This is a genomic window from Glutamicibacter uratoxydans, assembly GCF_050753455.1.
Classification (GTDB): Bacteria; Actinomycetota; Actinomycetes; order Actinomycetales; family Micrococcaceae; genus Glutamicibacter; species Glutamicibacter uratoxydans_A.
In genome coordinates this window covers 3,094,067-3,107,382 of sequence record NZ_CP192736.1, presented here as the reverse complement: position 1 = coordinate 3,107,382, position 13,316 = coordinate 3,094,067, and the positions used below count along the sequence as shown (strand labels likewise).

7 protein-coding genes and 1 pseudogene are annotated in these 13,316 nt (G+C 50.1%); 2 read left to right on the top strand and 6 right to left on the bottom strand.

Annotated elements, in window-relative coordinates; all coding sequences use genetic code 11:
* Positions 1–71 precede the first annotated feature (71 nt).
* From ACQQZ8_RS14275 to ACQQZ8_RS14250, 6 genes and pseudogenes are all read right to left on the bottom strand, one after another.
* Positions 72–497: an MFS transporter gene (locus ACQQZ8_RS14275; protein WP_431710468.1), complete on the bottom strand. Its 426-nt coding sequence runs from the start codon at positions 495–497 to the stop codon at positions 72–74.
* Positions 494–628, bottom strand: coding sequence for a hypothetical protein (locus ACQQZ8_RS14270; RefSeq protein WP_431710467.1), 135 nt, complete (start codon positions 626–628; stop codon positions 494–496). Before ACQQZ8_RS14270 ends, ACQQZ8_RS14275 begins: the two co-directional genes overlap by 4 nt.
* Before the next feature lie 459 nt (positions 629–1,087).
* Positions 1,088–2,376 (bottom strand): IS3 family transposase gene (locus tag ACQQZ8_RS14265; RefSeq protein ID WP_431710466.1). Its coding sequence is split into 2 segments (ribosomal slippage): positions 1,088–2,103 and positions 2,103–2,376, totalling 1,290 coding nucleotides; the frame shifts between segments, so codons are not numbered across the junction.
* A gap of 115 nt (positions 2,377–2,491) precedes the next feature.
* Positions 2,492–2,653 (bottom strand): annotated as a pseudogene (locus ACQQZ8_RS14260) (peptide chain release factor-like protein); the annotation flags it as partial.
* Positions 2,654–2,769: 116 nt separating this feature from the next.
* Positions 2,770–3,264, bottom strand: coding sequence for a hypothetical protein (locus tag ACQQZ8_RS14255; RefSeq protein ID WP_431710465.1), 495 nt, complete (start codon positions 3,262–3,264; stop codon positions 2,770–2,772).
* A 191-nt stretch (positions 3,265–3,455) separates the two neighbouring features.
* A complete protein-coding gene (locus ACQQZ8_RS14250; RefSeq protein WP_431710464.1) occupies positions 3,456–4,400 on the bottom strand; it encodes an HNH endonuclease in 945 nt (314 codons plus the stop codon).
* A 210-nt stretch (positions 4,401–4,610) separates the two neighbouring features.
* On the opposite strand from ACQQZ8_RS14250, the gene ACQQZ8_RS14245 reads away from it, so the two are divergent.
* Positions 4,611–6,503, top strand: a complete 1,893-nt coding sequence (locus ACQQZ8_RS14245) for a hypothetical protein (protein ID WP_431710463.1) — start codon at positions 4,611–4,613, stop codon at positions 6,501–6,503.
* Positions 6,504–6,699: 196 nt separating this feature from the next.
* Positions 6,700–13,281 carry a DUF4011 domain-containing protein gene (locus tag ACQQZ8_RS14240; RefSeq protein ID WP_431710462.1) on the top strand — a complete coding sequence of 2,194 codons (6,582 nt, stop codon included), beginning with the start codon at positions 6,700–6,702 and terminating at the stop codon, positions 13,279–13,281.
* The last annotated feature ends 35 nt before the right edge of the window (positions 13,282–13,316 follow it).

Here is a 13,316-nt window from a genome sequence, read left to right as displayed (position 1 = left end):
GGGGGAAGCGCGGTGGTGGTCAATGGGGCCTGTTGCGCGAACTTAGGGCTTTTGCGGTGCCGTATTTTTCCTCAGCTGATGAGTGTTGAGTGCGTTTCCCGTCCGGGAAAGGCGAGTTCGAACTGTTTGTATGGGACAAGCCGAAAATTTGAGCCTGTCAAGTTAGCTCCGTAAGTCACACCCTGCAGGATTCTTCCGACAATAAATAGCTCATTACGTGGTGCGACTGCCGTAATGATCGAACCGGCGAAGGTGATTGCGAAAGAGATCGAAAGCAGGCGTTTTTTGTGAGGCCCATCGCTGAGACGGCCCAAAACTGGGGTGGATACGGCTCCGACGAACAGGTTGGTTGTCAGCATCCATTGCGCGGAGCTGGCCTTGATTTCGAACTCTCTGGCGATCACTGGAATCCGCAGCATTCCCCAGGAACTAACTACGGCAGTGGAAAGCGCGGCAAAGAATAACGTTGGTACTAGGCTGACGTCCTTGGCTTTCACTGTGGGCCTGCGGACATGATCTTCTTCAACGTGGGCATGGCTGCCTGAATGAGGTCAAACTCGTCGGCGTTGAGTTTAGCGTCGCCGGCTTCCGTGGGCGCATCTTGTCCCCGGTTGGGTTCCAAGGCCAATTTCGCTTGACCCTTTTAGATTATGTGAAATCAGGCTTTGCGGCCGTCCGCATCGTCCTAACGCCGTTAAAAGTGTCCTCCGATTTCTAGTTCTTTGGCGCCGAGTGAGATTGCTTGTTGGGGTACCGGCATCCGTCTGGAAGAGCAATTGCTGAGCAGTATGGGTGAAAAAGGGTGAATTTTGGGGTGAATTTGCAGTAGTTCGATCTACGAACGAGTGTCATAGCGGTGATGCTAAAGATATGTGGGAGTCGTAAGTTTCTGACTAGCGTGCATCCAGCAGAATGCGATTAGTCATATTGATACGTGGTTCTACCCATGAGGGATCAGCGATCCGGCGTGAGCTCAGACCTTTACTTATGCTGTTGGCGAGGCAACGTGTAGGCGAGGACCTGCTTAGGGTGACCAGCGAAGCCGAGAATCTGCAAGTCGAATGCGTTAGTTGAACCGTCCCGGAAATCATGCCGCCGTCTTATGTGCGGCAGCGTCGGGTAACGAGCCTGTTATTTCATCATAGTAGGCTTGCTCAAATTCCTCGGGAGTTTGGTGAACCAGCGAGGAATGCAAGCGATCATTGTTGTACCAAAACACCCAGTCGAAGACGATCTCAATGACATCTGATTCGGTCTTCAGTGCACCAGATCTGAATGGCGATCCCTTGGCCACGGCTTCATTCTTGAATAGACCCATCACAGTTTCGGCAGCGGCGTTATCGTACGCATCACCGACGCTTCCGATGGAAGGAACCAAGCCTTCAATCTCCAACGTGTCGGTATAACGGATCGAAGTATACTGCGATCCTGCATCTGAGTGATACAGAAGCCCCTTGTCAACTGGTCTTTTAGTGTGTTTGCGACGCCATAAAGCTATCTTTAAGCATTGTTCCACGAAGGCCGTGTCTTTCACCGTGGAGGTTTCCCACCCAACAATCGCCCGTGAATATAAGTCAATCACCAGCGCAACGTAAACGAACCCGGAATACACCGGTACGTACGTGAAGTCCGTGACCCAAATCCGGTTGGGTGCCTCTGCGCTGAAGTCTCGATTTAGCAGGTCACCGGCTCTGTGGCCGTCTTTGCCGGGGATTGTGGTGCGGGTCTTACGTCCACGAATCAGGCCATTCATGCCTTCATCTCGCATGAGCCGATCCACGGTGTGCTTGGAGACCTCCGCGTGACCGTTGCGCCGCAGCCAAGCAGTCATTTTCCGCCGGCCGTAAAGGATTTCTGGTTTCGGTCTTCCTTTACTGTCTAACTCTTTGAGGCTGCGTAACGTGTCAATGATCTTCGCGTCCTCAAAGGCGCGCAGGGCTGGCAAACGTGTTTTCCAGGCTCTGTAGGTTCGTGCGGCAACCTGCACGCCCTGCGATCGCAGGACGGCGCAGATCGACTCGACCGCATGACCTAAAGCTCTTTGTTCGTCAATGAACCGGCAGATTAGCGGCGGCGAGGGTCGAGCTCCCTCGCGAAGAAAATCGAGGCAGCCTTCAAGATTTCGTTGGCTTCCTTCAAGTCCCTGTTTTCGGCCCGCAGACGCTTGAGTTCGTCTTGCTCATCGGTGGTCGAGCCTTCTTTTTGGTCGGCATCAACCTGGGCTTGAAGAACCCAGCGCCGTAAGGATTCTTTACCAACGTCCAACTTTGGGGCCAATGCCTTGCATGCAGCATAAATGGAGGGATATTCGGAAAGCCGATCCATCACCATGGCTACAGCACGGTCACGAACTTCGGCAGGGTACCTCTTGGGCATAGTTACTATCTTTCTCTCGAAAGACAGCGGCATCAAATCCGGGACGGTTCAATGAGCGGCTCGTTACCCGATGAAGCCGCCAGTAAACTGGCGGCATAATTTCCGGGACGGTTCATTGCTGGTCGGATAGCGAAAGTGAATCGGTAACCGACCACGAAAGTTCAACACGACTGTCGGAGGTATTTAAATGTTGACCTCCGGGGCCTGAAGAGCACGAAAAACGCCAATGAAGTTCAGATTCCGGGATCCTTAACGCGGACGATATTTCTAAGTCCATAGTCCAAGGGTCTCACGATGACGGTATTCACGAGGCTCTCTTGCTGATTTACTCGCTTGTAGAACCCGACAAGACGACGCTTCGGAAACGCGCTTAACTGTGTGATTACGGTTGTCCTAACGTAGCCCGTTCCACCAACGCTTTGTTTTTGACCAAGCTAGTGGGTCAAAGGAGGAAGAACCTGACTCTAGCAGTGTCTTGAAATTCGTCAGACGCCCGGGAGGAAAAGTACTCGCGAGCTCGCGCAGTTTTTTATCGGATGAAGCAGCGCATATTCCTTCGGCCCAGATTTCCCACGTTTGATCCGTAACGAAGCCTCTCATCCTCAGATCGAGTTCATCTTCGCAGAGGAGCAAATACTCAGTGAGTGCAACAACTTCTTTCTCATTGGCCTCGTAATCTGGATGGCCACAAACAAACCGTCGCGGCAAATTATTTGCGATGCTCCAGTACCGACTCACATACATATTCTCGAATTCGCGATGGCGAGTACGACGCTCGCCGATGATCTGCCAAATTATTCCGAGAACGCCGATGGTCGTTAGAAATGTTGCTACGGTCGAGTAGAAATAGAACCAATCGGCCCAATCCCATTCCCCTACAGGATCCACGTTGCGAGCGCCTTTCGTATTTCGGTCCGGCAGCCAGTTTCGATTCCCTGAAGTTCGTGAACGATGCGCCGTGCTCGGAAGAGGGCAGAACGAAGTTCATATTGGTTGCGGTTGTCCACACTTGCGCAGCCGAAAGGATTTGCGGTGTTTGTTTGCCCTCTAGATTCTGGTTGCTCTTGCGAGTCATCTGCTTAAGCTGGTTGAGCGAGCAAGAATTTCTGATAAGTGATATCTAATAATTCCCGGTCAGGCCGTTCTTTCATGATGCTCGGAAGCGTCATTAGTTTTTCTTTGTGACGTTCTTTCAATCCATGCTCCAGCATGGGCCCGTCATTCTCTTCCATAAGATCTCGACGTATCTCGACTGTATAATCCGGTGAAATACCCAAGATTGATGAATCATAAGCCGCGTGGTGGATTTTGCACAGTGCGAGCCCATTTGTAACTGAGGCGATACCACGATCATCCGAATCTGGAACGATATGCGCAGCATCTAGTAAAATCTCATGGCCAAGACTGCACACGGCACAGCGTCCGTTATAAGCCCTAATTACGGATGCTCGGAATACCGGCTGGTGAAGTCGAATTTTTGTTTCTCGTTGTAGGTACTTTTTGATAATATTCTCCGCGGATCCTGGATCTCCAAGTCCAGCGAAGGTTAGATCGTCCTCTAAAACTGGGCTCAGAACGAAACGCTTCAGACTACGTTCTTCCCCAATAATCTTCACCGGGCACACAGCGTGAAACTGAGTGGGAGAGCCACCGATCCCAATGAACCAAATGATCGGTAAGTTTCTTTCGTAAGCAAGACGAAGTCCGGCATTCGTTGAGGTTTCAGGATTGTTTCCCTCCCACATGTATCGAGGCAAATCGTCTGGTCCTACATCATCTGCGTAGGGGCGATCTTCGCCAGGTTTCCTATATGCAGTCATGATTGATAGTGCAGCTTCAAGCTCTGCGGGCTTACGAATACCCTTCATCGGATCGATGAGCTTGAAAGGTTGACCGTCAAAGAAGAAGTCATTTAATTCTTCCCTACTTAGGGAGTGCACTCCACCACTAGTTCGTATTTGGAGCCAGGAGATTGCTTCACGTCGCAAGCGTAAGTCCTTGAATTGTGACCATTTATGGCTCATCGGTAGTGGCTCCTCATTCAACCGTATGGTTGGAGATTATCAGCATGAGAAGGGGAAACACGATTGTGGGTCATTCTTTGTTGTTTCGTCGTGGTCATCTATCTCGATTCTTCGAGTGCGGGATTTAAAATACTCATATTGCGGAGTCAACTAACTAGTTCACGATACGATTCCTCGTAGGTGCAGCAATAGACGAAGGGAACGATCCTTGTGGACGGAATATTGAATGCCACGTTAGAACGTCCACGAGCAGCAGTAAGTGATCAGGACTATCAGTCTTTTTCTCGTGCGTCGGTTCCGCAAGATTGTATTCCTGCTGTTCGCGAAGAGTTCGTTAAGTGGCTAGGCGAAAAAAACATCGTAATAGCGGCCGCCCACGGGCGTGCAGAGACTAATGATTCTAAGGCCACCATCGATACTGTCGAAAACGGTGTCCATGAACTGCTGCTCTGTCGATTAGTTGAAGAAACCCCAGCGGGTCGGTTTACGACTGAGATATACGCGTCCTCGGAAGGATGGATTAATATCTCAGTGCGCAGCGCTGAGGGAAGGTTCGTGAGCGTCCCACGTATCGCTAAAGCGCTGATGCGTCGACTTAATCTTTTTGATGCCTCATTGCAGTTTCTAGATAAGCCCATGGTCTGGGACATCGAAAAAGTCGACGAACTGGTCGAGCTGCTTGAAGACTCCGACCGGCATGGACTGGTATTCGTTGGTGGGAGTCGAAAAGAGGAAAGGGAGCTCTTTGAACCCTTTGCCGGATTAGGTCCAGACTGGGCCCGAGAAGTGTACGGTCTGGCGCAGACAATATTTCTCACTCCCGAAGCAACTTTGGAATTAGCTCGACGAATCGGGCATTACGCAGTTGCACCATGGACACTCAGAACATACTTTCCAGGCGTCGATCATGGAAGCCCTGTCGACTCTGTTCGACACCGCTATATAGGTACTGGACGATTGGCGCAGCAAAAGCCGACGGTCGTTCGACAATTGCTTGGTAATGCAGCACGTCGACATGCCGCGACACGGACAGAGCCACTGGAACTCATGTTTGCGCGTCGTAGATTCACACGAGCCGCAACCCAGCGGTTGATAGATGAAATAGAGAAGCCTAAATTGGCGACCCCATCTATCAAGCCGGGTGTTGAACAACCTCCAGTTGGTCTCGAAAAACCGCATGAAACTGTGGTAGTAACCCAGCGCACTGAGACGGGAACGCAAGAAGGCACTCCGGTAGGACCTTCGGTTAACAATCCGACGACTGAGCCTTCGAAAAGCGAACTGCAAAGCAAACTTGATCTTGTTCAAGCGATCCTAGGAATCCAAGATCTGACCGAGGCAGCGATTGTCTCAGCAGCCTCACGGATAGCGCCAGCGACTAACACGCTTAGTGATGAAGCTGTTGAAACGATTGAAAAGCAATTAGTGGAAATTGAAGACCTTCAAGATGGGCTGCGGGAAACTACTGCGTCGCTAAACGATATCGAAATCGAACAAGCGGAGTACCAAGAGGAGTTGCAGAAGCAACAATCAGAAATACGGTGGCTAAGAGAGAAGCTCAGAGAAGCCAACGATCATGAGAGCGCAAATGGTGTAACCCCAGTCGATGATGGCTGGGTTCGACCTAGTTCGTGTAGGGAAGTCCTTGAAGAAATTGGCGCAGCATCCGTCGTTGCATTTACCGGTGACTACGCGCACGTCGATTATATCGATAATCGAGACCAACTCGGCAGAGCCGCATTTAACTTGCTTCATGCTTGCAGGGCCTTGGAGAACTATGCCAAAGCGAAAATTGATGATGAATTCACTGGTGACGTTGAAGAGTATTTGAGGAATCACCAAAGCGGCAGTTCAAGTATCAGTGCAGCAAAGCACGCAATGAACGAATCGAAAGTAACCATGGGGCAGTGGGGCAAAGAACGAGAGTTCAGCGTTCCGTCCAGCGTTGACCCCGGCTGCAAAGCGACAATGGTGGCACACTTCCGATTGCATCGAGCAGGAATGGGGAGCGCCAGGATGCACTACCTAGATGACGTAGTTCGGACTGGAAAAATCTATATAGGTTATGTCGGGCCGCACCTAACGAATACTCAAACAAACTAGGGCAGTGGACGATACCGACAAATACTGCAGTCTGTGAGATTGAAAATAAAGTCGTAGAATTTCAATTCTCTGATTCCCTAAATCCAGAAGTTTTACTAGTCGTCGGTGTCATGCGATAGATTCTGTTTAGAAATCTTGCTGCTGTATCGCGAAAAGTTATTTGGGGGAAGAAACGTTGAGATCAAATCGTAGTTTTTTGGGTTCAGCCGTTGAAATCATGTCCGGTGCATTGCTTAGCTATATTTCAGCTAACCTCAGTGGTCGTGTCCCGGATGGCGACTGGCCAAAAATACTTCGTTCACTTGACGCTAAGAATGGAAAATCTGCACGCCCGGTTGAGAAAGAAGACCTGTCAGCGCAGATAAGACTTCTGACCACCCATCTTGGTCATTTAGGGTATTTGTTCAAGCTGACGGCGCCTCAACGCGCGTTTCTCCTTGAATTGCTCGACATCCGAAATGGGTGGGCACATGGCAGAGAGTTCGATTCGTCAGACCTAAAACGTGCGATAGACACGTGCCTAAGATTACTCCAGTCTTTGGAACTGAGTGACGATGTTAGCAAAATCGAACATCTGATTATCCAGATACGGGAGAATGAGGTTTTAGGCGATGCTCGGATTCATGCTTCAGACCAAGTATTGGCTCTAGAGCCAAAGAATCCACTTACCGGCGAAAACAGATCCTCCGAGCACCAGCCCAAGAGCAATGCCGCAGAAGTATCAGCAGAATCGTCATTACTTAGCGAGAAGCTGACCTTAGATATTGCGTGCAATGCGGCGATTAACTATGCAACAGTGCAATCACGCTTTCCCATCATTGACAGAGTAGAAGTAGATTACAGGGGTGACGTTCCGCTTTCGGTTGTTGTCACGGCAGCCGTGACAAGCGGGGGCGCTGTTGTTTCGACAGTTGCCGAACGACGAATGGACTTGGTCCCGGGACAGACTCCGCTGCACGATCTAAATGTGGAGTTGGATCCTGATATCTTTTCCGGCATTGATTCTCGACGCCCAGGCAAAGTTTCAGTCCAAGTAAAAGTCAATGACACAGTTATTGCTGAATCTACGGAGCAAGTTGAGATTCTCCCTTGGACGCATTGGACAGGCACAACGACGCAAGCTGATGCCGAGCTGCTCGCGGCGTTTGTTCAACCGCAGCATCCGGAAATCACGAGTATCCTCTCAGATGTTAGTGATCTGCTGCTAAAGCGGACCGGAGATTCGAAACTTGAAGGTTTCCAGTCAGGCTCGGAGCGAGTAGATGCGATCGCCGAAGCTATTTTTGACGTATTAGGAAGTCGCCAAATTCGGTACAGCAATCCACCTGCAAGTTGGGAACTTGCTCATCTTGGCGGACAACATGTTCGATCTGCCGAAGAAGTGCTGACAAATCGATTTGGGACGTGCTTGGATACCACAGTCTTGTTTGCATCCGTTCTCGAGCAAGTAGGAATCAACTCCACACTCTGGTTGGTCGAAGGCCATGCCTTCCTTGCATATTGGCGTATTGAGGCTTCCTTGGCTAGTGCAAGCGTCGACCAAGAAAATGCTGGAAGCCTATTCAATCTACTGAGCACGGATAAACTTCGGATAGTCGAAACGACGGCCTTAACTCATGAAAAGAAGGCCTCAATTCAGTCTTCTTCAGCAAATACACGTCGAACTTTTGGGCAAGGGGCAGGCGCGGCACAGAATCTCCAATATGTCATTGACCTGGCCCAGGCGAGAAATAGTGGAATCTTCCCGTTGCCCGCCCGACGGGTCGATGCATCAGGGGAAGTTACCGTTGTTGAATACCGGCCTGCCGAATCCGGAGTCCTAGACCGATTCTTTAAAGAGAAGGCCACACGGTCGATAGATTCGAACCGGGAAGACCGCTCCAGTGTTCCGTCACGAGTGGTCCAGTGGAAGAACGGACTTTTGGACTTATCGCTCCGTAACCGATTATTGAACTTCACTGACAGTTCTCGCTTCACCTTAGCAATCCCAGACCAAGCGGTGGCAAGCTGCGAGGACCTCATCAATGATGGGAAATCCATTGAGCTGCTACCTGACGATTCCATCGGGGCAGTAGATGTTGAACGCTACAAAAATGGGGCCTTGCTGCCAGTAGACCGTCGTATTGAGCTCCTGCTTACCAAGGGTCAGGTATATACGGAGCTTTCAGCCAATACTTACAAAACTAGGCTCCGTAAAATTGCGTCTGAAGCTAAAACCATTGTGGATCAAAGCGGCGCGAATAATTTATATCTTGCTATGGGGACATTACTATGGAACTTAGACGGAAAAGACCTTCGCTCTCCATTGATTCTGATTCCAGTCAATTTACAACCTGCTGGCCGTGGCGGCCACTTCCGTGTTGTTCGTGACGAATCTGGTACGTCAACTCCTAACTATTGTTTGGCCGAGAAACTGCGGGAACAATTCAACATAACGATTCCTAATTTTGAGAATCCTGAACTGGATTCCTCAGGCATCGATCTGGAAAAAACTTTCGCAGCGGTCACGCAGGCAATTATTGATGCCGACCTCCCATTTCACGTTGAACAGACCGTCGACTTAGCAATCTTGCAGTTTGCAAAGTTCCGTATGTGGAAGGACCTTGACGAAAACTGGGCCACTTTCTTAACGGCCCCTTTGGTCAAACATCTAGTGGAAACACCTACAAGTGAATTCATCGACCCAGCCGCACCTAATGAACTAGATGATGCGATAAATCTTGATGATCTTGCGGCGAGACTTCCAGTCGCTGCGGATGCATCTCAGCTTGAGGCGGTGGCATCAGCTGAGCAAGGCCGGACATTTGTTCTGGAAGGACCTCCGGGAACGGGTAAGTCACAAACTATTACCAACCTGTTGGCTCACGCGATGTCTTCCGGTAAACGGGTACTTTTTGTTGCCGAGAAACGAGCCGCACTGGAAGTTGTCCGTCGACGATTGAACGACGTCGGCCTCGGCGCTTATGCGTTGGATCTACATGACAAAGGTGCACGCCCGAACGAGGTGCGAAAGCAAATTAAGGACTCAATTGACCATGTAGTTTATTCGGATGATCAAGGTATGCAACTGGTCAAGAGCGACTTGCGATCTGCACGCCGTAAACTAGCGCTTTATGCGTCGCGCATTCATGATGAGAATGCCGCGGGATATTCAGCATATAGCGCGAATAACAGCGCTCTCGTAGTAGCTACGGAAATACCCGCCTTACCGATAACTGAAAAATTCGCATCCGAAACTTCAATTTCAGTTATTTCGAGAGTACGCGATGCAATGAGCGAATTGCCGGAGACGGCAGAAATCGCTCATCCGCAAAAAAATCACCCGTGGGGTTTTATTGATTCCCCAATTGATGCCGATACACAGCAAAAAGTGCTCGCTGCAACAGGTGAACTTAACAGCGCAATACTGAGCCTTGAGCGCGATGAGCAAGCCGAAACTGCGCGAAGCTTCATGTTCTCAGCAAGTAACCCGAAACAGCTTTTTCTAGTCGCTGAGTTGATTGCTGCTGGAACACCATTATCCGTCTTGGACGAAATCAATAGTGCTGCGTGGTCACAGCGGGTTCAAACTCTCATCGCAGATACCCAAGATCTTGCTACGACGATGTCCTGGGTAACGAAAACTGTTGATCCCGCCGTGCTATTTATGGATCTTGTCCCGATCCGGGAAGCAGCCATTCAAGCGGAGTCTTCGGGCTTCCTTGGCCTTGGAAAAAATAAGCGACGTCTGCAAATAATTTCGGAGAAATTTGGCGGCCACTGGCACGGGAACGAAGAGGACGCGAAGAATCTAGTTGACGTCATTACCGGATTGATTGATGCCCGATCTAAGTGTGCTGAATTAATGCAAGGGTGGGGGGAAATCGCAGGAATCGAACTTGTTCAGCGATGGAACCCGTTTATCCCTGTTCATGTGGAACAAGTGGTTACACGTAGTGCTGAGCTCCAAGAACTGGCACAAAAACTCACGGCTGCTGAGACTAGCAGCCGTGATGAGCACGTCGAACCACTTCGGGAAGTACTGCGTAATCCAGGTACGGCCGCGCAAATAGTAGCTCAGGGACTACACGATGTGGCTGCGGCATGGGAACGACTGATTTTAGTTCTTTCATCGTGGAACGAGCGGAAAGATGAATGGGCTGGCGAATCAACGTTCTTGCAAAGATTCGTTCAAACACGTTCGGGACGCGAGCATGATGGAAGCAGTGATCGTACCCTAAGTCGCTGGATCGCGTTTATGACGGCTATAGAGATTCTTCGTGAGCATGGCCTTTTTGCAGCGCGGGAACTATTGCGTGATGGTACGTATCCCGCTGAAGATGCGCTACGCGGTTTTGTGAAAGGCTCGGCCGAAGCCGCACTCCGTGAGCGATTAGGAGTCAACTCACTTGACGATTTCAGTGAGAGCAGTCATCTTCGGAACATTGAACGCTTCACAGCCTCGTCAAAAGATATTCGTCAGCACTTAGTGAGAACGTTGCCCGCGCAGATCTCAGAACGTCGTGCTCCTCTTCTGCAGAAGGAATCCAGTCGCATGGGCGAGTTGCAACGTCAACTTAATCGTCGGCGGGGAGGCCAAACTGTTCGTCAGTTGATGACAAATTACGGGGATCTGATCACCACAATTCTTCCGTGCGTCTTGGTCAGTCCAGACTCTGCCGCGCGCTTTTTCCCTCCTCGGGCTGGACAATTTGACGTGGTTGTTTACGACGAGGCATCACAGATAAGAGTTGCTGACGCAATTGGAACTTTGGGGCGGGCGAACTCGGCCATAGTCGTTGGAGACAGTAAACAGATGCCGCCGACGGTTTTTGGCGGAGTGGGTGTTGATGACGAATCCGACGAAAATGAACTGTCTGTTGTTGCTGACGAAGAATCGATTCTCAGCGAATGCGTACAAGCCCGAGTATCACGACAATGGCTTTCGTGGCACTATCGCTCGCAAGATGAATCATTGATTGCTTTCAGTAACCAGCAGTACTACGAGGGAAAGCTTTCTTCCTTCCCTGCACCACGTAGTAGCCAAGTTATGACGAACGAGAATGGTCACGGTATCAGTTTGGTACGTGTTGATGGAAAATTTCATCGCACAGGTAAGGGAACCTTACTTAGAACTAATCCGATTGAAGCCCAAGCAATAGTGACTGAGATAAAGCGACGCTTCGACAGCTCTCCCGGACAGAACCCTTCGCTCGGCGTGATTACGTTCAACGTTCAGCAGCGAAATTATATAGAGAACCTAATTCGGGATCTTGGTGATGACCGGCTTGTTGAGGCGCTAGATACGGACAGTGAAGGACTGTTCGTGAAGAACTTGGAAAATGTTCAGGGTGACGAGCGAGACGTGATTCTGTTTTCAACAGCATTCAGCGTAAATGACAATGGAAAATTGCCTCTTAACTTCGGGCCATTGAACAACGCTGGAGGCGAACGTCGGCTAAATGTAGCTGTGACGCGCGCCCGGCGTCAAGTGGTAGTTTTTTCTAGTTTTGCCCCTGAAGATCTCCGTGCGGAAGACTCGTCATCTGTCGGAATTAAACACCTACGGGCTTACCTCGATCTAGCTGCGCAGGGAACTCGGATTCTTGAAGACAATACGCAACGGAAAATGGCTGAAGATCGGTACCGTGACTTAATCGCCGAGGAAATCCGAAAGCTAGGATTTGTCGTCGAATCGAACGTCGGACTATCAGATTTTAAAATTGATCTGACAATCGCCACTAGGGATCGACCGGAGGAACCACTGGTGGCGGTTCTATTGGACAACGAGGTGTGGGCGCAACGAAAGACGGTAGGTGACCGTGATGGTTTACCGGAGGAAGTACTGGTAAACCTGATGAATTGGGGTTCTGTCCTTAGGATTTGGCTTCCTGCGTGGCTTCAAAATTCTGAATCTGTGCTTAGCCGTGTTCGTGAGCAGATGAATAAAGCTGATCAAGAACGACTGGTGATGGAAGAACGACTCAATCAGTCACTTTCTTCAGCCCCGGTGGATCTCGTCGTCGAAGATATTACTGAAGCGGCTGAAATGCTCGACCAAGTAAACGTGGCTGAACCGGCTAAAGTGCAGATGGCTACGCCTGTTCTAATTGACGAGATAGAAACAGCGAGAATAAACGGGGAGCGTTTCGCTCAGGTATTCAATACGGAGGAATCTCAAAACGGAGTAACGCCAGCGATTACAAATGAAGTTGGTGACGATCCACGAGACTCAGAAGCGGTACCTCGTACATATCAGCAATGGCAACCGAGAACCGCAGGAACACCCGGTGAATTGGACGAAATTGAATCCCGACCTATTCGACTGAAAGCTTCTGACTTGCTAAGTGAGATAGCGTCTGTCGAATGGCCACTCACTACCAAGAGATTGTCTAAGTTAGCCAATAGCGCATTCGGGCTCGGGAAGGTATCCACTGCCCGTGAAACAGCGATGATCAGTTGTTTGGACAAGTCCACATTCATGATCGATGATGAGCAATTTGTGTGGCCGGTTGGATTAGATCCTCTGAAGTGGCATGAATACCGTACAGATTTTTCTGGTAAGGGATTGTCAATTACCGATATCAGTCCGCGTGAAATTGCGAATGTCATGTGCCAGATGGCGAATGAAATCCCTAATTTGGACGTCGACACGCTTAAACGCGAAACAATGGGATTCTTCGGCTACAAGAGATTCACGGTAGGCATCGCCAACTGGTTGCAGCGCGGGCTTGAACAAGCTGTTCGGGAAGAACGCCTGACCATCGCTGATGGCAGAGTCTCACAAATGCTGAGGTGAACGTCGACTGTGCGGGGAGCAGCGCTACACAAATA

Coding starts and splice junctions, on each gene's coding strand:
- ACQQZ8_RS14250 (WP_431710464.1), bottom strand. CDS start 4,400: ATGAGCCATAAATGGTCACAATTCAAGGACTTACGCTTGCGACGTGAA.